The following is a 20,742-nucleotide window of genomic DNA, read 5'->3' on the forward strand; positions in this document are numbered from 1 at the left end:
TTATTGTTTTTAACAAAATGATCACAATTAAAGTTGGATTTGCTAATATATAGGTCTGACCAGTTGTTTTATCACAAGGAGTGGGTTTGCAGCTGCATACCATTAAAGGCTATATCCAAGACATGTATCTCGTAGAGTACCCTGACAGGTTGCTCTTGCTTGATGGTGCGTGTCGAGCCGACATCCCGCATTTGAAGGATTTCATCGAAACTGAGCTTGTGCGTGATTTTGCTGATTTGCATACGGTTGTGGTTACGCACATGCATCCAGACCACGCAGGAGCAGCGCACAAGCTCAGAAAGCTGACCAATTGTCATTTGGTTGCAGCAAACCGAGACAAGGATTGGTATTACGGCATTGATGGCATTTTGATGCATCTGACCGATCTGGCATTGGCACGATGGATGGCGAACCGATTGGGCAAGCCAAAAGCAAATTTGTGGTATTCAAGAAAGTTAAAGCCCGACTTCAAGTTGTCGGATGGTGATAGCATTCCGGGGTTTGATGACTGGTTAGTTCTAGAAACACCGGGTCACACTGACAGAGATCTTTCCGTCTATTGCCCATCACACAGTATTGCCTATGTGGCGGACTTAATGGTCGAGGTCAAAAAGAAGCTGATTCCGCCTTTCCCAATTTTTCATCCCAATAAGTATCGAGAGTCGGTATCCCGTATTTATGACATGCAGCTCGACACCTTGCTGGTGGCGCATGGGGGACAAGTGAATTTGAGTGAGCAAGCGTTTGAACATCTGCTGATGAGTGCGCCAAGAAGGCCAGTGACACATTGGCGAGTGACTAAAATCAAACTCAAAGGTTTGGTTAAATCTGTTTGGCGGTTTGGGTTTAAAGAGAAAAAAAATCGCCATAAATAAAAAAGGCCAGTCTCAAAGACTGGCCTTTATTAGTGTGTGTTGTTGACTCACTATTTGAGCTGTGGAGCAGTTCAATTAGTGAGAAATTAGAAACTCACCAGCTGGGTCAACAATCACTTTGTCACTCATGCCTTGACGACCAAGCAGCATCATATAAGTCATATCCTGACGGTTGCTTAGCGTGATATCGATAGGCCATTCTTGACCCCCAATTTTTAGCATGGTTTCAATCACACAGCGGTGTTCAACTTCGCCGTTCGATGATTTGATTCTTTTACTCGTTTTCAGCTTCGCCTTGCAGCGCACAGTCTCTTCTAGGTGGTAAACGTCTGGGTGAAGATCGAATTCAACGAAGTTTTCACCGTCTGTTTTTACACATAGTAGATTGTCTACGTGTAGAGAAGAGGTTTGAGCCCCTGTATCAACACGCGTATGTAGTCCAGTTATCCCTAACTCTGGTAAGCAAAGTGCTTCTGTATTCCCTATGATCATTTTATTGTTCATGTTTTTTCCAATCATGAGTAAACGGCGTTTAATCAGCCTTTGCCACGAGTACGGTTAGCGTTTGGTTTTGCATTTTTCTCGATGAATCCGAAAATCATATCTGCTACATCTTTGCCTGTCGCTTTCTCGATACCTTCTAAGCCTGGAGAAGAGTTCACTTCCATTACAACAGGGCCATTCTTAGATTGTAGAATATCGACACCACATAGGTTTAACCCCATGATTTTAGCTGCATTGATCGCTGTTGCGCGCTCTTCTTTGGTTAGTTTAACCAGTTGAGCTGTACCGCCACGGTGCAGGTTAGAGCGGAATTCACCCTCACCAGCTTGGCGCTTCATTGCTGCAATAACCTTGTTACCCACAACAAAACAACGGATGTCTGCGCCATTAGCTTCTTCAATGAACTCTTGAACCAATATGTTCGCTTTTAGGCCCATGAATGCTTCGATAACGCTTTCAGCTGCTTTGTTTGTTTCTGCTAGAACCACACCGATACCTTGAGTACCTTCAAGAAGCTTGATAACCAGTGGCGCGCCACCTACGTTTTTGATCAAGTCTTGAATCTTGTCTGGGCGGCTAGCGAAACCTGTTTTTGGTAAGCCAATACCTTTGCGAGACAACAATTGTAGTGAGCGCAGTTTGTCGCGAGAACGACTGATTGCTACTGACTCATTGATACAAAAAGTGCCCATCATTTCGAATTGGCGAACAACCGCAGTCCCGTAAAAGGTAATGGAAGCGCCAATACGTGGAATAACAGCATCGTATTGAGGTAGCTCTTCACCCATGTAGCGAATCTTCGGATTGTTACTCGCGATATCTATATCACAGTGCAGCGTGTCGATAACATCGACCTGGTGACCACGTGCTTCTCCAGCCGCTTTTAAGCGAGAAGTAGAGTATAGATTTTCGTTGCGAGAAAGAATTGCGATACGCATGGCGTTTCCTTAGTTAATACCTGATTGGTAACTGCAAATAAATGAGTTGTTAGCTGAGCTTTCAGTTTTTTCTGAGGCTCCTTGCTTGCTTCGGGGCGAACCTTAAGGCTTTTCGTTTAACTAAGAAAACGAATTAAATTTGTCGAGTCGACAACAGAAATTTATCGAATGTGTGAGCTATTGGTACAGCAGGCTTGAGAGGGGATTTGGAATGGAAAAGCGAGTTGAGACCTAACTCATATTGGGGGTAGGAGCCTATTAGGTTGTGCTCAACTCGCGTTAACTCGGTGCTAAAAAGTGTACTAATAACGCCAGTTACATAGCTCTATAAGTGTTCGTAGCGCTTCTCTTTCGAGCTTGCTACAGGTGCTTTTTAACTTATTAAGATAGTATTTTCTCATGGTCATTACTCTCTCTAGTTAGGCTTTATTTACAACCTATGGTTTGTTGCTGACCCGTTCATTATGGTTAATTAAGAGGAACTAGAAAACAGATGGTATTTTTATTGGTTGTTCCTGTTTTTGCCATATCACACTACTTTTTTACGATTGTGTTTTATAATGGGCTTAATTAGGAAGAGTTAGGTTTAAAAGGTTCATTATTTGTCTGATCTAAACATGATGCGTTACTACATGCGGCTAGAGTCGTTCGAGCCAAATATTTCTCACTCCGTGACCTTAACGGAAGTGGCAGACAAGCTGTTTACCAGTTTGCGTCACGCTCGAACCTTGTTAGGTAAGATGCATCAAGCTGAATGGGTAGTGTGGGAACCAAAAGTTGGCAGGAATCAACGATCTAACCTGACCTTACGCTTTAGCAACCAAGAGCTGACGCAACATGTTGCTGGCAAATTGATAGAGCAGGGCAAATACGAAAAAGCCCTCTCGATTCTAGACAATGACCGCGCAATATTTGGTTCTCTCCTCCAAGAAACCTCGGGCGCGACAATGCGTGAAGGGCTGCTGCATGTCCAATTAACCTATAAACGTAAGTTTGAAGACCTGTTTCCGCACCATATTCACCGCAGTAGCGAACGATTTTTGATCAGGCAAGTATTCAGTTGCCTCGTCACTTGTAGTGGTAAAGGCGAGTTGAAGTCTGAGTTGGCGCACCATTGGGAATATGATTCTGATAAGTTAGTTTGGACTTTCTATTTGCGCCCAGGGCTTACTTTCCACGATGGACAGCCAGTTGATGCTAAACAGTTAGTCTCGCTGTTTTCAGCCTTACAAACCTTGCCTTTCTATCAAACAGAGTTAGCTCATGTTGCTTCGGTTTACAGTGAGCAGCCGTTAAGGATCAGCTTTCAACTCACCAAAGCAGATACCGGCTTTGCTGGTTTACTTGCTGGCGTTAAATATTCGATTCAACCCGCAGCGCAAGTGGCCCGTGAACCGTCACCATTAAGTTCTGTGTCCCATGCTGTTATTGGAACCGGCCCATTTAAAGTGATTGAGACCAACAATGAACGAATCAAGCTCGCCGCATTTGAGCACTATTATGGTTGCCGCTCTTTAACCGATGAGGTGACTATCTGGCAGTTTGAGGAATCAATGACGGGCACTGCTCGCTTCGATGAAAGCCAAATGCACGTATCGCCTTATGAAGATTCTTCTTGCTTTCATCAGTTAGGGAAAAGCGATGCGGAACTTGTTTCTGCAGACACAGACGGCCTTCGTAGCCGAGTCGAGGATGGGTGTCTGTTTATTCTATTCAATCAGAACTCAGCGGCTATTCCACTAAATAATGAGCAGCGCAAATTCCTTTCAGAACTGACTAACCCACAAGCGATCTTGTCTCAGTTGGAACATAACAAAGGTCTGTTTAGTGTCTCTTTAGCTCAAAATATACTGCCAAGTTGGCAGAAATTGTATCGAACGCCTTCGAAAGAGGCACAACTGCCGAAAAAGATGAGTATTGCGGTTTACGACTATTATGCGTTGTATCGATGTGCGATTTGTGTATCCGACATACTCAAACGGTATGGTGTGGACGTTGAGGTGAACACCTACAGTTTTCGAGAGTTGGCGCAGCTCTCTCAGAGTGGCGAGCTAAAGGAGGACTTGGTGCTGTGTAACTTAAACCTCGATGACAATGCCCCGTCTTCGCTGTTTTCGTGGATGATGAACGATCCTGTTTTGCACTCTGCTTTAGGAGAGATGAACAGCGACTGGCTCAAGCAGCGTTTAGACCATCACAAAGCGTCGGTTGAACTGCCGAATTACTTGGCAGAGTTGGAGCCCGTTGCATCGACGCTGATCTCGGATTATTGGTTAGTGCCTATGTTCCATCACCTACAAACCGTGCGTTTCCAAGGTATTCTGAAGAATGTAGCCATCACGAACTGGGGTTGGCCAGATTTCAAGAATGTATGGTCTGCGGATTAATATTTCTAACTAAATAGATTCACTATTCTTTTCTAGCCGATCTCGGCAGGTACACATATAGCCAAAATATAAGTTACACTAGCCGGTTTACTTTTTAGTTTTACTATGTAAACTAATCAGTGTAGTTTTGCGTTGGGATAGACCCAATGATTAAAGAGATACCAATGAAAAAATATCTATTACCGATTTTAGGAGTACTTGCCGTGGTCGCTATCGTAAGCACAGGTTCACAATCAAACGACAATCTAGATAAGCTTCCGAAGAAGTTTGTTAACAGTGAGTTGGAATACAAATCGGGTATGTCTGATATTTTTTCAATCTTGAAAGCTTACGTGACTGTGGAAAGAAATGAGCCGGTGCCACGAGCTGCATTGCCTCTGATACCGATGACAGCCGAGCAACTGATCGAAGAACAAGACGACGTTGCTTACCGCTTGGGTCACTCTAGCGTGATGATGAAACTGGATGGAAAACTAGTGATGACTGATCCTGTGTTTAGTGATCGCGCATCGCCAGTGCAATGGATGGGGCCAAAGCGCTTCCACCCAACACCAATCTCATTACAAGAACTGCCTGATATTGATGTGGTAGTGATCAGCCACGATCATTACGACCATTTAGACAAAGGTGCCGTAAAGGTATTAGCAGACAAAGTAGGGACATTTTTGGTGCCACTCAGAGTCGGTGCTCTACTAGAAAAGTGGGGCGTGGATAAAGCAAAGATCATTGAGTTGAACTGGTGGGAGTCAGCAACCGTTGCTGATATCGAGTTCACTTTGACGCCGACACAACATTTTTCTGGGCGTGGCTTACTTGATCGTGACCAAACATTGTGGGGGAGTTGGGTCATTAACGCTTCAGATAAGAAAGTCTTCTTTAGTGGTGACTCTGGTTACTTCAACGGCTTTAAAGAGATTGGTGAGCGTTTCGGACCGTTTGATTTAACCATGGTTGAAACGGGCGCGTATAATTCACTCTGGGCGGATATTCATATGTTCCCAGAGCAAAGCGTTCAAGCGCACATTGACCTTAAAGGTAAGGTGATGATGCCAATCCACAACAGCACGTTTGACCTTTCTATGCACGATTGGCAAGACCCAATGGAGCAAGCACTGACGATAAGCAAAGAGCGAGACGTGCAAATGGTGAGCCCTGTGATGGGTGAACGCCTGGTGATCGCAGAGCCAGTACCTGTTCAAGCATGGTGGAAACTAGCATCGAATTAGAGCTGTTACCTAATTAGAACTGGCATCTAATTAAAACGGTCATCTAAGTTAGAGGTAGCCATACCGCTAATCTATATCAAATCAGCTCATACAAAAAACGCCACCGATCGTACGATTCGGTGGCGTTTTTTTCATCTTTCTAAAGATCGGCTTTGTTTCAAAGAGCCGATCTATTTCTAATCACTCATTCTCTAGATCAGTTTTCTAGATTGTGAGCCATCTTGCTCGCGATTTTTCGAAACTGTTCTAACTCATCGTCGGCCATGCCTTTGGTCATTCTCTTCAGCATTTCACGATCAATATTCGCGACCTTATTCATGATCTCTTGACCCTTATCGGTCAGAACCAATAACTGGCTGCGCTTGTCTTCGGGATTAGGCGATTTCTTCACAAGTTCCTGACTGATCAACGCGTTAACGAGCCTAGTGACTTGCGCCTTATCGCGGTTTAGGAAGTGTGCAATATCAATAGAAGTACATGGAGACTTCTTGGTAATGATCTTCATTACACGAATATTCATTGGCGCGATGTCAGAGTCCAAACTCTCAATCTGTTCACTCATTTGACGTTTCAAAGAGTGTACCAAACGAAAGATGGATTCTAGCGATGTGTTATCAGACATAAACGATCCTTAGAAATCTAGTTGACAATATCAACCATTTTATTTATGGTTGACATTATCAACTTAATTGTTCGTAAATTCAAGACAGGAATATAGATATGACGATTCAAGCAACATTAACGCCAACTTTTCCTGAGCAAAAAGCCACGCCTGTATTGCACAAAGCTTTGGTCATTATGAGTTTAATGCTGACGATTGGCGGCAGTTTAACAGCGGTTATGACTTACATGAATGTCGGGTTTGGTGAGGAATTCATCAGCAATTGGCTATCATCGTTAGCGCTTGCTGTCGTGATTATGATGCCAATCGGCATGGTGATGATGACTTTGGTGACTAAAGTCACTGCTAAGGCGTTGCCCAGTTACGGCGAGAAAGCTCGCAACCTAATCGTGGGATTGATTATGGCTTTTATCATGGAGTCCATCATGGCATTTGTAACAGCGGCAAATAATATTGGATTTTCGGATACATCGGCGTTTACCAGTGGATGGTTTAATGGATTTATTGCTGCGCTTCCTATTGGCCTTACGATCATGGTCGTGATGTCGATGACGGTTAAACCTAAGCTCGAGCGATTCATGAAGAGCTAGCCAAAACACTTTTTAAGCATTGTAGGAGATCCACATGACAGCATTCACAGGCAAACACAATAACTACCGTATCACTATCGAAGAAGTGAACATCAAAGAAGATCGTGAACTGCAAACCATGCAGTTTGAAATTGAAGACAGAGAAAACATGTTCGCGATTGTTGAGAAGATCAAACAAGACAGCGGCTTAGACGAGCAATCAGCAACGCGACTAGGGGTGAGCATTCGATTACTCGGCCCAATGATGATGCAAGATAGAAAGCACCCTCTGTTTGTTGATTTCATGCCTCATTTCAGAAACTTCATGCAGAATCTGAAGAAGACGTTGAAAGGGCAGTAAAGCCTAATCATCAGTAATACATCGAAAAGCCAGTAACCAACTTACTGGCTTTTATGGTATTTAAATCAAAATGATTTCAGTTGTTTGCGTCTAGAATATGGGAAAATTGATGGCTGAATTTGCGGTGTTGCTTCGTTGTTTAATTGTCTATTCAAGCTTCAAGAAATCCGATATTATACTAGTCATAAAACTAAAGGTGGTATTATATGACAAATGTATTTAAGCAAGCAGCTGAAGAACTGCTGAGTCGCCGCGTCGCGGGAACTAAAGCCCCAAGATTGGACGAACAGTATCGTCCGAATAACTTGGAAGATGCGTTGAAAATTCAAGCATCAATGATTGACCTTCAGAGCGATAAAGTAGGTGGGTGGAAGTGTTTACTGCCTCTTGCTGAAGAGAAGTTTATTGTTGCGCCTATCTTTTCGGGCAGTATTCAACAAGGTGAGGTTTGTGAACTGTTTGCAGACAACAACGTTGTTCGTGTAGAACCTGAAATTGCCTTTACGCTTGCAAAGAGCCTGCCTGCAACCCCAGAAGGTTACAGTGAAGAGCAAATCAATGAAGCGATTGGTTCTTGCCATATGGCTCTTGAGTTAATGCAATCTCGCTTTGCTGATGACAGCGGTGCCGAGTTCTATGAAAGACTTGCTGACGGCCTAGTAAACCAAGGCTTGTTCATCGGCCCTGAGATTGATCGCGAAAAAGCGTTCACCTCTGCTGAGATCAGTATTGAAGTAACTCAAGGCGAGCACGTTCAAGCATTTGACGGTAAGCACCCGAATACACTGCCACCAAGCCCAATTTACTGGCTGATTAACTACATGACGCGTCGTGGTGTTGATTTCCAAGCGGGTGAAGCAATCATCACGGGTTCTTACTGCGGTATCGTAGAAATGGAATTCGATAAGCTAACGACATTCCATTACCAAGATATTGGCGAATACCAAGTAACGTTTAAGCAGAAACGCTAATTACGTTTACCTGCTAAGTTTACAAAAACGCTAGCTTCTATTGGCGCACTATCTGTTATCGAAAGGCTATTTACTGACTAGTAAATAGCCTTTTTTATTAAGTGATATTCAATAGGGTTCTTATTACTTTGCATTTAATTGGGCGTTTAGACGTCTAGACGTTGACAAGTTCTAAGTGTGACATTAGTCTCTCTTCTCCCTGTTCTATTGCGTTGTCGTTCCATGTCTAATTCGAAAAATTCTAATGCTGTAATTGCACCTTCTGCAGTTGCACTTATCCCTCTGATTGTTTTCCTTTCGCTGTTTATTGGCGTAGGTACGTACTTGTCGTTGCAAGGCGTCGACTTTGCGTTCTATCAGCTTCCAGCTCCGATTGCGGCTTTGCCTGCGGTGATGTTGGCGCTGTTACTAAGCAAAGATAAATTGAACCGTGCTATCGAGCAATTCCTGAGTGGAGTCGGTCACAAAGACATTATTGCAATGTGTATGATCTACCTGTTGGCGGGTGCTTTTGCGGCTGTTGCTAAAGCGTCTGGTGGCGTTGACGCGACCGTAAATCTAGGGTTATCGGCGATTCCAACAAGCATGATCCTACCGGGTATCTTCCTAATTTCAGCTTTCATCGCGACAGCAATGGGCACCTCAATGGGCACTATCGCTGCGGTTGCCCCTGTGGCACTAGGCATTGCAGATTCAGCAGGCATGAGCATTCCACTGACGGCTGGTGTTGTTTTAAGTGGCGCGATGTTTGGTGACAACCTTTCTATCATCTCTGATACCACGATTGCCGCGACACGCTCGCAAGGCTGTGAGATGAGAGACAAGTTTAAAGAGAACATCCGCATTGCACTGCCTGCTGCTCTTATCGCGATTGTTATCTTTGCTTTCAACAGCACGGCAACTCAAGTGCCTGAAACGGGCCCAATCGAGTGGCTGAAAGTCCTTCCGTACATCACTATTTTGATTCTTGCTGTATCGGGTATGAATGTATTCGTTGTGCTGACGATTGGTATCTTGCTGGCGGGTGGCGTGAGCCTAGGTTCTGTTGAGAACTACGGTATGACGGATTACGCTCAAGATATCTACGCAGGCTTCGGCAACATGCAGGAGATCTTCTTACTGTCGATGCTGATTGGTGGTTTGAGTGAGCTAATGCGTCGCCAAGGTGGATTGGCGTTCCTGACTAGCTTGGTAAGTGGTGTGATTCGTGCGTTTGGCTCTTCACACTCTAAGCAAGCGAATGGCCGTGCGAGTGAGTTGGGTATTGCGGGCTTGGTATCAATGGTGAACCTATGTACGGCAAACAATACGGTAGCGATTATTGTATCTGGCAGCGTGGCTCGCCAATTAGCTGAAGAAAATAACGTTTCTCCACGTCGCTCTGCCAGCTTATTGGATATCTTCTCTTGTGTGATTCAAGGTGTACTGCCTTATGGTGCGCAGGTGTTGCTATTAGGTTCAGTATTTAACTTGTCTCCCTTGGATATTGTGGCTAACTCTTACTACTGTTTTGCTCTTGCGATCGTGGCTGTGTTTGCCGTGTTTATCAAGCATCCAGCGCGCCAAGTGGCTAACGCTTAGTAGTAATTGACCAAACTCAGTCGTAACTGGCTTTGATAAGAAGGCTCCTTAATAGGCTGTCTCTTATACACAAATCCCTAAGCTATGCTTAGGGATTTTTTTTGAACTATTTTGAGGTTCTATGATCTGATCATCTAAGCAATGACAAGGATGATTATCATGACCTATATAGAGCCAACCCTTTGGGCACAAAAACAGTTCGGTCAAGCCCACCTTAATGACCCAAGACGTACTCAAAGACTCGTTGCTCTCGCAGCTTCACTGGCCGAGCAACCTGGCGTACCTGTCTCGAAACTCATTATCTCACCGGCTGAAATGGAAGGGGCTTATCGCTTCATCCGTAATGAGAAAATCAAAGCAGAAGATATCGCAGAGGCAGGGTTTTATGTCACTGCGCAAGAAGCGTTAAAGCAACAAACACTTCTTGCCTTAGAAGACACGACTTCTCTGAGTTACGCCCATCGCAGTATTCGAGATGAACTCGGACACTCCAATCAAGGCAATCGACATCGAGCGATGTTCGTACACTCTACCTTACTTTTTGCGCCCGACACTCAATCTGTGATTGGTTTAATTGAACAACAGCGCTGGACTCGTGATATAGAAAAGCGAGGTCAAAGACACCAGCATGCGACTCGACCATACAAAGAGAAAGAAAGTTATAAGTGGGAACAAGCCTCTCGCTATGTCGCTGAGCGACTTGGCGATAAAATGTCGGATGTCATTTCGGTGTGCGATAGAGAAGCCGACCTCTTTGAATACCTCACTTACAAGCGAGAGCAACAACAAAGATTCCTCGTTCGTTCCATGCAAAGCCGCTGTATTGAAGAGCATGATAATCGTCTTTATAGCTATGCATCTACTCTGTCATCAGCCGGGGAGAAAGTGCTCGAAATACCGCAAAAAGGCGGTCGCAAAGCTCGCAAGGCTCATTTAGATATTAAATATGCCCCCGTGACACTCAAGTCTCCTGCAAACAAGAAAGAGTTCGATAACATTCCGCTTTACTACGTGGGATGTATAGAACAAGGAGAGAATAACGATAAGCTAGCCTGGCACTTACTGACTTCGGAGCCGATAACGAGCAAAGAAGAGGCCCTCAAAATGGTCAGTTATTATGAGCGACGCTGGCTAATAGAAGATTTTCATAAAGTCTGGAAAAGTGAAGGGACTGAAGTTGAGCAACTGAGAATGCAGAGTAAAGATAACTTAGAAAGGCTCAGCGTCATTTTAGCTTTTATCGCGACTCGCTTACTCCAGTTGAGGTTCATGAATGAGTCCGATGAGTTATCTAAGACCAGTTGTGAGCAGGTATTAAAAGGCAAAGCATGGAAGTTAATGTGGCTAAAGCTGGAGAAAAAGCAGCTGCCGAAGGAAGCGCCCAATATATCATGGGCTTACAATGGTATTGCTCGGTTAGGTGGCTGGAAGAATACCAAGCGAACGGGTCGCGCTTCCATAAAGACGTTATGGCAAGGATGGTTCAGGTTACAAACCATCCTTGAAGGGTATGAACTCGCTAAGTCTCTTGATTAACCAGACTTGTGATCAAGAGACAGCCTTAATAGGAGCCTTTTTTGTGCCTGAAAGAGTTGTTTGGAAGCTAATGTTGATTTGAGCAGAGACAAAACCGCCCATGTGGGCGGTTTCTAAGTTCTATAAGTAGTTTTCAAGTTAACTGTATGTAGTGTGAGTGACAACTAAGCTTGAGACCTTTAGACGAGCTTCGTAGTCACATACTCTTTGTTTCTGACCATCAGCCACATCAGGCCGCCTAGAGTACCGACGGATAATTGAATAAAGCCTAGATTTTCAATCAGGGACTCTGGGCGTATTGAAACCAACACCATGCCAAGTGAACCACAAATCATGCTGAAGAACTGAATCAGTGCAACGGCAGAACCCGTGTCATGATCTTGTTGATTCAACATCAAGTTGGTACCCGGTACTCGCATGATGATCGCCATTAATGTCGCTGGTGCCGCGATGAACATGAAGAACCAAGGGGATAGGTCGCCAATGGTTAGAGTGAAGATTCCCGCAAGCGCTAATAAAGCAAAACATCCTGAGATGACCTTTTGAACCAGCATTCGGTAGGACAACTTCATGTAAATTGTTGGACCAAATGAGGCGCACAATGCATTGAATGCGAACGCGTAACTAAACTGTTGTTCGGTCAATCCAAAGTGATCGATGTAGATATAAGAACCCGCCGCAAGAAAGCCCATCAACGCCATCGGTATGATAGAGAAAATGACCAGCAGCTTGACGAACGAGCGGTTTTTCATGACCACGCCCATTCTTCCCCATGAGCGGAATATGGAACCTTGGTATTTGTTTTCGAGTGTTTCTTGGTAGCAGCAAGCTAATACTGACGCAAATGCACCAAAAATGGCGAGCGTGACAAACATCATTCGCCAAGAAGCAATTTTCAGTAAAAAGGCTCCAAACACAGGCGCAACCATTGGTGCGATGATCACCAGTGACATGATAGTCGCCATGATCTTTTCACGTTCTCGGCCGTCATAAAGATCTTTTACAGTGGCAGTCGCGATAACGGTGATGGCACTGCCCGCAAAGGCTTGGAATACACGAGCACCAATCAACTGTTCGATGCTATTGGTCATCGCGCACAATATGCTCGCGACCATATAGCCCGCTAATCCAATCAATAGGATCGGCTTACGGCCAAATTTTTCGCTGAGCGGCCCCCAGAACAAAAGACCGATGGCGTAAGTAACGAAGTAGCTGCTCAGGGTTAGGTTGACCATGGATCGATCAGTATTAAACACCTCGACCATCTGCGGAAGCGCAGGTAAGTAAAGGTCGATAGTCAATGGAGGGAAAGCACTTATTATGACGAGAAAAAATAGCATACCGGTCTTTCCCAGTACTGGTTGTGGTCTCTTCAAGGTGGCTCTCCGTTGTCCAAGGTAGGTTTCTAATTGATGTGATATTGATATACAGAAGGCTAAGGCACGTCAGACAAGAAGGATAGAGTCGTTCAAGAATATGGTGAAAGTATCGATGAACTTATTTCTATGAGTTCGAATCTACGAAGTCGGTCTGCGAACTGAATTGTATTACAAAACATTATTACTTTGATAGCTAACGAGTTCAATCAGTTAGTAGCAGGGTGGCTTGTGATCGCCAACGACACATTGTAATGATTATCGACTTGGCTTGTTATCTTTCCTTTGGGCGTTTTTCGACTAAACCGTTACGCTCTAAACCACGTCGAACGCTGCTGCAAAGCTTACCAAAGCGGCGCAGTTCCTCGAAGTTGGGGCCTTGGCCAATGGAAATACTGTGCTCCCAATACATTAACTCACTGTCGACCATCTCTAGTAGTTTCTTAGAGCAACCCGAGCAGTTTCCTTTTGGCCCACAGATAAACGTCTCCGATTCGTAAAGTGGGAGTTCGTTTTTAACTTCTTCAATTAAGCTTAGCATTGCCAAATTTAGATTAGGCTTTTTGGTTGCTAGTGGTTTCAAGCTTGGTGCTTGCGCAGTTATCAAAGAAGAAGTTTGTGTGTTGTGGTGCAAATTCAAAGCAGCTGATGACATATCAAAGGCCTCAAGGAGAGAAGACGGTGGGCATGCTACTCTTCACAACAAAGTGAATCTTGATGTAGTGCAATAAGCGTCGAGATATACCCAAAAGAGGTAGGAGCCACAAGCGGTGTGACTCCTTTTTTAAAGCTCGGTACTAATGAGAGGTTTAAAACTCAGCGTCGAACTGGAACTCCATCCACTCTTTGGTGACTGGGTGGTGTAGCGCAAGTCTTTCTGCGTGTAGGTGCAGTCGGTCAGCTTTATTGCCATATAGGCCATCACCCACGATAGGCATGTTAAGCCCTTCTTGGTGTGAACAGTGAACACGTAATTGGTGTGTGCGGCCAGTTTTCGGGTGCAAATAAACCTTAGTGGTGTCTTGGTTTCGCTCAATCACTTCCCACTTAGTTTCAGCTGGCTTGCCGTGTTCGAAGCATACAATCTGACGAGGACGGTCATACAAGTCACCACGCAATGGCAGTCGAATATAGCCTTCATCTTGGCCTAGCACACCTTCAATCATTGCGACATATCGCTTCTCAACTTCACGAGTAATGAACTGCTTCTGTAAGCTTTTGTTCGCACGTCGTGTTAAAGCAAATATCAGAATGCCAGAGGTCGCCATGTCCAAGCGGTGGATAACAAATGGCCCTTCAACATCGGGATGCATTTCTTGAACGCGTGTGTAGGCGGAATCTTTAATGTTTTTACCCGGTACGGACAGAAAACCTGCTGGTTTGTGTACTACAACGATGTGTTCATCTTGGAACAGGATATCGAGGTCTTTTCCTTCTGCTGGGTTATCTAGCAATGGGTTGGGGTCGACTTCCAGACCTTTCATCATGTGGCCTAAAATCGGTACACATTTGCTTTGGCAAGAGGCGTAGTATTTCTTGTGTTTGCGAATTTCAGATTTCGGTGAACGGCCCCACCAAAACTCAGCCAGTGCCAGCGGTGTATATCCGTTCAAGTACGCATATTGCAGAAGTTTTGGCGCCGCGCATTCACCAGAACCGGCTGGTGGAATCTTGTTTGGTGTATTTTCAAAGATCTGGTTAAGGTCTTCGACATTGCCTTCCGCATTTTGGAAAGCGTATTGTGAAAACAACTTGTGTTGGAGCTGATGAGAGATGCGTGCTCTTTGCTCTTTGAGTTCCGCTATTTGAGTCGTAAATACGTCAACTTTACCTTGAAGCTCATTCAGAGTTTGTTCCCAGTTGAGTTTAAGGTACTTCTGCTGATTCTTGTCGGCAACACTGGCTTTGTTTAGTTCGTCATTTAGCTCTTCGAAAGCTTGCTCATCAAGGTTTTCTTTGCCTTTTTCACGTTGTTCTTTACGTATTTTTCGGCCTTCTATAATCAATAGACGCTGGGCTTCAATCTCTTGCTCTGCCTTTGCTTTCTGTTGTGCTAATTGTTCACACAGTTCAACGTAATCAGCGTTTGCTTGCAGCGCTTTAAATTTCGCATTAACAGCCATCATGTCGGCCGTGTCTTGATGGAAAAAACTGTCGCTGCTGAGCATGTCGAAGACTGGCGGTACAAAGTGAGGTAATAAGTTTTGATCAGCGATTTTACCAGAGAAAGCAGAGAAGTAACCCAATTCACCTTCTGGACTTCTTACTAACAACACACCAAACATTTTGCCGCGACCAGCGTCAGAATCCAGTCCGAAGTCATGCTGCCAGTCGGTTTGAGTTTCTAGATATTGTTGAAGCTGATGAGAAGCGATTTCACACAGTGCGTGTGGTTCATAATAGAACGGGAAGGTGAAACGCTCAGGCAACGAATATGACTCGATCGGCTGTTGAAAGCGAGTGAAGCAATGCTCAGGTGTGTGGCTGTTTTCTGAGTCGTGCGTTGGTTTGGATGAGTGCATATTGTCGTCTTACTACTTATATCTTGGTGATAAATGGTTGTGAGTCTACTGTGTATGTTTAAAGGCTTTAAACACAGTACAAGGCGGCGATTCTACTCTTTATCGAAAAGCGCCTCAAATAAGAAATGGTTCTATTACTGGATAGCTAAGCGAGATGGTTAACATTGAACCCATGAGCTATGGCTTGAACTTCATTAATTGATGAGTAACTTCTCGTTTTTAATCATAGAAAACAATTTAACAAACGAAGGGTGGTAGCCTTGCCGCCTTCTTGCTCAACCTAAGGTAACGTTATGATTCCACTCAATACTTCGATTGTATCTGGTGTCGCTATTTCAGAGATCGACGGACAAATGAAAATGCTACTTATGAAGCGTGTGAAGGGCGAGTTTTGGTGCCATGTCGCAGGCTCGATTGAAGCAGGTGAAACAGGCTGGCAGGCTATCGTGCGCGAGTTTGAAGAAGAGACCCAAATTAAAGTGGAAGCCTTGTATAACGCGCAGTTTCTGGAGCAGTTTTACGAGGCTCACGTTAATGTGATTCAGCTCATCCCTGTGTTTGCGGTGCTATGCCCACCCAACCAAGCGATTGAACTGAATGACGAGCATACGGAGTACCGTTGGTGCAATTTAGAAGAGGCAAAAGCGTTAGCGCCATTCCCCAACCAACATGCTGTCTACGATCATATCTGGTCGTATTTTGTCGATAAGCCAGTCAACCCGCTTTACCGAGTGAAATTGAACTAATACTGGTTGTTTAAGATCTAGGACCTACCAAGGTAAGGGGATAAAAAGGCGCTCACTTGTGTTTGGCATAACCCCACATCCACCTTCACGCCGTGCGATTCAAGGATCGCAACACCACGACCATTATTACGAGGGTCTGGGTCTAGCATCGCCACCACTACGTGTTTCACACCGGCTTTAACTAATGTATTGGCGCAAGCGGGAGTTCTGCCGACAAATGAACATGGCTCTAAAGTTACGTAAGCGGTAACGCCTTCCATTGCTCCGTCCGTTTCGCTGTCATAGCCATTCAGTGCTTCAACCTCGGCGTGGTTTCCACCGACTTTTTGCGTATATCCAACAGACACCACTTTATCGTTCCTAACCAAAACACAGCCTACAGGCGGGTTTGGTTGGCAATCAGGTAAGGCTTGGCGCGAAGCTTCGAGTGCTTGCTGCATGTATTGTTGGTTCATGGTCGTTACTCAGTATGACGAGAGAGCGTAGCAGCTAGTCGCCACGCGCGGTTGATGATTTGGTTAGTTACTAACTTACTCAGCTAGCAAGCTAACAAGTGGGGCATGTTCGATCTGATTCGGTTTTTAGTCAATGGTTTTAGCGTTTGAATTCGAAAGTTAGTTCACTGTGACTAGTCGTTAACTTCGACCAATGAGTTAACCAGTTTTTAGATTGTACTCTTTGATCAAAGATATCTCGGTTACGCTTTGGGTTAGGTGTGATTTGCAAATCAAACAAACTCTCTAAACCAAAAGACGAAATACACTCGATGTCTCCAGTTAGGCTCTGTTTTAAGGCGACTGCGGTCTCTTTCTCTGGCCAGTAACTCATCGCATCTAATGAGCTTTGGTAAGGTTCATCCCCATTTCTGGTGTGCATGCAGGCTTGATTGCGAACTTGCCAATTCAGTTCAGGTAACCGTTGCTTAAGCAGAGCCTCGTATCGAAGATCCGATTCGTATGAGGTATCAATGGTATCAAAGTAGATCACATCAATATCATTGAGTGGAGTCGGGGAGGCATGACCATGTAGGTGATCCCAAACGAGGTTTCTCACAAAGCCCGCAGCAACATAGCACTGCGGTAAACCCAGCTGAGCGACACAGTCTAAAATCTGCATTCGTAAGGGATCTTGTTTGATCAACGTGACGATACTGTTGGCTAGCGGGTCAATCATTATGATGTCGGAACATCGGTGATTTGGTAGTGACGTGTCACGTTCTTGGATATGTCACCCCATTGAGAAGCTTTTACTCGCTGTTGGTGCGCTTCAAATGCTTCTCGATTCGTAAACTCTTCATAAACTTCAAAGCGATTAGGTTGAAGGGTACTTTGACTAATTCGAAACACGATACAACCAGGTTCTGCCAACGTGAGTTCTTTGTGTACAACCAAGGCTTGGATGACTATTTCGAGATCGTTGTCTGGCACTAGAATATGCCCTTGTAGAATTGTTTTACTCATTATTACGTCCATTTAATTTTGTCAATTACGGCTTTTTTCTATCAAAAGCTCTATCCGTTGCAAACATAATCCCATTTTGAGTTTGTAACGTATAGGCTAATGTGAATAAAAACGTGTAACCCAAACTTACTGCAAGTTACGCTGTCACTTTAGGCGGTGACGGTAAGAAAATCTTGGGAACTAAATTCGTGTTAGTCCGGTCTACTTAATACGTATCATTGAACTGTATTGATACTGAAATGAATTTGTCATCTGCGAGAACTAACCTTAATTTCGAACAGCAGCTCATTAGATTAAATTGAGTCATAGTTGATATCTAGGTCATACTTTGATGTAAATGGTACTCAGAACTCTATATGTTTTGTGATTTGTATCATTGAACTAGGCGTCAAACACCGTTAGATTCGAATAGTTGGTAATAAAAATAGCTCATGAAGAGCAGTTATAGAAAAGGAAATATCTCTTATGAAAAAAATGAGAAGAGCACAGCTTCATCGCGTTCGTATCCAATACTGGAAAGACACGTCAAAAGAAGCATCAAAGAAATAAGCTTTAAATCGTAAAGCTTTAAAAACTTAAAAACTGAAACAAATGTAAAACGCAACAAACTGATTTCACTAGCACTCTCAAGGACCTTCATCTGGTCGGCGACTAAAGAAATCATCCCCCAAAGAGCTGACAGGCATCAAAAATGCAATCCAATGTCAGCTCATTAATACCTATATTCGTTTATCCTCCTCCGTAAAACCTGTTACCCCAAACTAAAACTTGTTTATCTCTTGGTTCTGTCTACCGGGTCGCATCCCTGTACTTGTTAAAGCCCTGATAATAAAAGCTCCCGATTTCTCAGAAGCTTTGGTTTGGATATCTTATGTGACTGCCTGATAAAAGTTCGCGCTTGGGATATGACGCTAGCTAGCGTTGGAATAGCGTCTTCAAGCTAACATCGTCGGTTCTATTCAATTTAAGGCTCAGAAGATAGCCACCTACACCAATCAGTACGTAAATACTTAAAGATAAAACAGGTGCTTCTGCAAGCACGCTGAATGGGTTACTTGCTATGAGCACATTCATTGGCAGTGATGCGATGAGAGATAGGAAGTCGTTGATGCCGTAGAAGCCAAATACAGCGACAGAGAGGAACTTAATCGCATAGCTTGAGATAAAAATGACAAGCAATGGAGAGTTTACCAGTTGTGAAATTGCCAGAGTTACTGTTGCCAATGGCAATAAAACCAGTGCAACTAACATCATTCGTCCAAAGAACACAATCCAGTTGCTCATCACATAAAACAGAGATTGCTGCTCAACCAATAGCGCCAGTTGTTGCTCACTTGAGACGTTCAATATCCAGAATAGAAAATCTGCGAACAGCACTAACAATGCACAGATAGCCGGAATAACCACTAAACCGAAGCCTAGCTTCACGCTGTGAGTCATTGCATTGGATACCGGCATACTTCTCCAAAACATTGAACTGCCTTCTTGGCGTTCTTTACGCAGTGTTTTAGGGATATATAGCGTCGACAGGATCAGTGAAATAAGGCCCGCGCCAAAGTAGATCACTGAATTGAGATCTTGTGCGAACTCTCTGTGGATGTCGCTCACGTCACCATTCACTTGCATTTCAAAGAAAAACTCGTGTTGCGCTGCGCCATTAAAGAACAGACCAACGAACAGTAAGAAACCACATAACGCGACAAACAGAGGCAATCGAGTGTTAACTTTGTGCTCGATGAGTTCTTTTTCTAGCATGTAAAAACTTGGATGCATTACGCCTTCTCCATCTGTGTTGCAAGGAATAGATCTGCGAGACCAACGTTATAGGTGTTACCCAGTGACTCAACCTGCGCTTTGTATTGACCTTCCAATAACCACTTAGTAGTGCCTAGCCCTGATTGTGAGGTCAGTGGGTTGAATCTCTGAATCTCGCTTGAATAGTTGTTTGCGACTTCAATAATGAAATAATCGTTTTCAATGTCTTCCATGCTTTTCTGCAAAACACAGTGACCTTGTTTCAGAATCAACACATCAGTTAATAGGTGTTCGATCTCTGAAACCTCGTGGCTTGCAATGATCATGGCGCGTTCACCATCATAAAACCACTCTAATAAATGACGATAAAAAGTATCGCGGTACAGCAAATCTAAGCCCAGCGTTGGCTCATCTAAGATCAGCACTTGAGTGTCGGTCGCGATGATGACCGCAAGGTGAAGTTGTACCTTCATTCCCTTAGAAAGCTGCTTGATAGTAGAGGATAGATTTATGTTGGTGCTACTTAATACCTGCTCTGCTTTTTGCCTGTTGAAGCTAGGATGCACACCTTGGGTATATCTAAGAAGTTGTTTCACTGTCATCCATTCTGGCAACACGTTCACATCTGAAATATACGATAAGTGCTGCATGAGCGCTGCGTGCTGGTGGATAGGGTGGTAGCCATTCACCTCTATTTCGCCTTGATAGTTGTGACCACCAAGCAGTGATTTGATCAGAGTCGATTTACCCGCGCCATTGTGGCCCAGCAGACCAAGAACTTGACCTGGCTTTAGCTCAAAGCTGATGTTTTCGACACCCACTTGATTTGAATAGGTTTTGGTTACGTTTTTCACGGAAAGTAAAGTACTCATGACTTGTCCTTTATATGTTGTGCTAGCTGTTTCACGAGTTCTTCGACACTCATATCAATGATGCCTAGCGTCTCAGCGATGGCTGGGATCTGTGTGTTGATGAATGACTGGTGTGCAGACTCTTTCAATTTTTGAAGTGCCCCTTCGGCCACATACATGCCTTGGCCGCGTTTTTTCTCTACCAAGTCTTCATCCACCAGTAACTGATAGCTTTTCATGACAGTAAGGTGGTTGATCTTGAGATCGGCAGCAACCGCACGCACAGAGGGTAATGCTTGTTGCTCTAACCAAACACCTTGAAGAATTTGGTCACTGATCTTTGCGGCAAGTTGCCTAAAGATCGGTTGGTCGTCTTTCCATTCGGTCATAATTAAAACTGCATGGTGATATACATATGTATAACACTAAACTATTTATTAGAATTGGCAAGCTCTTTATTGG

General features: G+C 44.1%; 21 protein-coding genes. 9 read left to right on the top strand and 12 right to left on the bottom strand.

Going from position 1 to position 20,742, the window contains the following annotated elements; genetic code table 11:
- Window positions 1–86: 86 nt before the first annotated feature.
- The gene (locus OCW38_RS15990; RefSeq protein ID WP_016769094.1) at window positions 87–875 is read left to right on the top strand and encodes an MBL fold metallo-hydrolase; all 789 of its coding nucleotides are present in this window, start codon (window positions 87–89) and stop codon (window positions 873–875) included.
- A gap of 75 nt (window positions 876–950) precedes the next feature.
- Here the strand turns inward: OCW38_RS15990 and OCW38_RS15995 are convergent, their stop codons facing one another.
- Window positions 951–1,379 (bottom strand): ATP-dependent zinc protease family protein, encoded by a 429-nt coding sequence (locus OCW38_RS15995; protein WP_004733090.1) that lies wholly within the window; start codon window positions 1,377–1,379, stop codon window positions 951–953.
- Window positions 1,380–1,411: 32 nt separating this feature from the next.
- Entirely contained in the window at window positions 1,412–2,317 is a 906-nt protein-coding gene (gene rimK / locus OCW38_RS16000) for a 30S ribosomal protein S6--L-glutamate ligase (protein WP_010428457.1), read from the bottom strand.
- A gap of 602 nt (window positions 2,318–2,919) precedes the next feature.
- Between rimK and OCW38_RS16005 the strand changes: the two genes are divergently transcribed.
- Together OCW38_RS16005 and OCW38_RS16010 are read left to right on the top strand one after the other, a co-directional pair.
- The gene (locus tag OCW38_RS16005) at window positions 2,920–4,704 is read left to right on the top strand and encodes an SgrR family transcriptional regulator (protein WP_016769095.1); all 1,785 of its coding nucleotides are present in this window, start codon (window positions 2,920–2,922) and stop codon (window positions 4,702–4,704) included.
- Between the two features lie 164 nt (window positions 4,705–4,868).
- On the top strand, window positions 4,869–5,930 hold the full coding sequence (locus tag OCW38_RS16010) for an MBL fold metallo-hydrolase (RefSeq protein WP_010428470.1): 1,062 nt from the start codon (window positions 4,869–4,871) through the stop codon (window positions 5,928–5,930).
- Window positions 5,931–6,126: 196 nt separating this feature from the next.
- On the opposite strand, the gene OCW38_RS16015 is transcribed toward OCW38_RS16010, so the two are convergent.
- Window positions 6,127–6,552, bottom strand: coding sequence for a MarR family winged helix-turn-helix transcriptional regulator (locus OCW38_RS16015; RefSeq protein WP_016769096.1), 426 nt, complete (start codon window positions 6,550–6,552; stop codon window positions 6,127–6,129).
- A 98-nt stretch (window positions 6,553–6,650) separates the two neighbouring features.
- Between OCW38_RS16015 and OCW38_RS16020 the strand changes: the two genes are divergently transcribed.
- The 5 genes from OCW38_RS16020 to OCW38_RS16040 all read left to right on the top strand — a co-directional run bounded on the left by OCW38_RS16020 (window position 6,651) and on the right by OCW38_RS16040 (window position 11,570).
- On the top strand, window positions 6,651–7,142 hold the full coding sequence (locus tag OCW38_RS16020) for a DUF2798 domain-containing protein (RefSeq protein ID WP_016769097.1): 492 nt from the start codon (window positions 6,651–6,653) through the stop codon (window positions 7,140–7,142).
- A gap of 34 nt (window positions 7,143–7,176) precedes the next feature.
- Window positions 7,177–7,482, top strand: coding sequence for a DUF3861 domain-containing protein (locus tag OCW38_RS16025; RefSeq protein ID WP_010428476.1), 306 nt, complete (start codon window positions 7,177–7,179; stop codon window positions 7,480–7,482).
- A gap of 206 nt (window positions 7,483–7,688) precedes the next feature.
- A complete protein-coding gene (locus OCW38_RS16030) occupies window positions 7,689–8,453 on the top strand; it encodes a hydratase (RefSeq protein WP_261896253.1) in 765 nt (254 codons plus the stop codon).
- A 222-nt stretch (window positions 8,454–8,675) separates the two neighbouring features.
- On the top strand, window positions 8,676–10,034 hold the full coding sequence (locus tag OCW38_RS16035; RefSeq protein WP_016797062.1) for a Na+/H+ antiporter NhaC family protein: 1,359 nt from the start codon (window positions 8,676–8,678) through the stop codon (window positions 10,032–10,034).
- Between the two features lie 159 nt (window positions 10,035–10,193).
- Window positions 10,194–11,570, top strand: coding sequence for an IS4 family transposase (locus OCW38_RS16040; protein WP_261894103.1), 1,377 nt, complete (start codon window positions 10,194–10,196; stop codon window positions 11,568–11,570).
- A 179-nt stretch (window positions 11,571–11,749) separates the two neighbouring features.
- Here the strand turns inward: OCW38_RS16040 and OCW38_RS16045 are convergent, their stop codons facing one another.
- The 3 genes from OCW38_RS16045 to OCW38_RS16055 form a co-directional block, all read right to left on the bottom strand.
- Window positions 11,750–12,946 (bottom strand): Bcr/CflA family efflux MFS transporter, encoded by a 1,197-nt coding sequence (locus OCW38_RS16045; protein ID WP_438356657.1) that lies wholly within the window; start codon window positions 12,944–12,946, stop codon window positions 11,750–11,752.
- A gap of 274 nt (window positions 12,947–13,220) precedes the next feature.
- Window positions 13,221–13,601 carry a hypothetical protein gene (locus tag OCW38_RS16050; RefSeq protein ID WP_016769101.1) on the bottom strand — a complete coding sequence of 127 codons (381 nt, stop codon included), beginning with the start codon at window positions 13,599–13,601 and terminating at the stop codon, window positions 13,221–13,223.
- Window positions 13,602–13,755: 154 nt separating this feature from the next.
- Entirely contained in the window at window positions 13,756–15,468 is a 1,713-nt protein-coding gene (locus tag OCW38_RS16055; RefSeq protein WP_016769102.1) for an RluA family pseudouridine synthase, read from the bottom strand.
- 293 nt (window positions 15,469–15,761) lie between these two features.
- Here OCW38_RS16055 and OCW38_RS16060 point away from each other — a divergent pair, with 293 nt between their 5' ends.
- Complete coding sequence (locus tag OCW38_RS16060; RefSeq protein WP_016769103.1) at window positions 15,762–16,214, top strand: NUDIX hydrolase; 453 nt, start codon at window positions 15,762–15,764, stop codon at window positions 16,212–16,214.
- A gap of 17 nt (window positions 16,215–16,231) precedes the next feature.
- On the opposite strand, the gene OCW38_RS16065 is transcribed toward OCW38_RS16060, so the two are convergent.
- The 6 genes from OCW38_RS16065 to OCW38_RS16090 all read right to left on the bottom strand — a co-directional run bounded on the left by OCW38_RS16065 (window position 16,232) and on the right by OCW38_RS16090 (window position 20,669).
- Window positions 16,232–16,669, bottom strand: a complete 438-nt coding sequence (locus OCW38_RS16065; protein ID WP_010428504.1) for a bifunctional diaminohydroxyphosphoribosylaminopyrimidine deaminase/5-amino-6-(5-phosphoribosylamino)uracil reductase RibD — start codon at window positions 16,667–16,669, stop codon at window positions 16,232–16,234.
- Between the two features lie 139 nt (window positions 16,670–16,808).
- Entirely contained in the window at window positions 16,809–17,387 is a 579-nt protein-coding gene (locus OCW38_RS16070; protein WP_010428507.1) for a nucleotidyltransferase family protein, read from the bottom strand.
- A complete protein-coding gene (locus OCW38_RS16075; protein WP_010428510.1) occupies window positions 17,387–17,674 on the bottom strand; it encodes a putative quinol monooxygenase in 288 nt (95 codons plus the stop codon). Before OCW38_RS16075 ends, OCW38_RS16070 begins: the two co-directional genes overlap by 1 nt.
- A 915-nt stretch (window positions 17,675–18,589) precedes the next feature.
- Complete coding sequence (locus tag OCW38_RS16080) at window positions 18,590–19,447, bottom strand: hypothetical protein (protein WP_016789393.1); 858 nt, start codon at window positions 19,445–19,447, stop codon at window positions 18,590–18,592.
- Complete coding sequence (locus OCW38_RS16085) at window positions 19,447–20,301, bottom strand: ABC transporter ATP-binding protein (RefSeq protein WP_010428515.1); 855 nt, start codon at window positions 20,299–20,301, stop codon at window positions 19,447–19,449. The genes OCW38_RS16080 and OCW38_RS16085 overlap by 1 nt, the downstream gene beginning before the upstream one ends.
- Entirely contained in the window at window positions 20,298–20,669 is a 372-nt protein-coding gene (locus OCW38_RS16090) for a GntR family transcriptional regulator (RefSeq protein WP_004729948.1), read from the bottom strand. Before OCW38_RS16090 ends, OCW38_RS16085 begins: the two co-directional genes overlap by 4 nt.
- Between the last annotated feature and the right edge of the window lie 73 nt (window positions 20,670–20,742).

The sequence above is a fragment of the Vibrio cyclitrophicus genome (assembly GCF_024347435.1).
GTDB classification, from domain to species: Bacteria; Pseudomonadota; Gammaproteobacteria; order Enterobacterales; family Vibrionaceae; genus Vibrio; species Vibrio cyclitrophicus.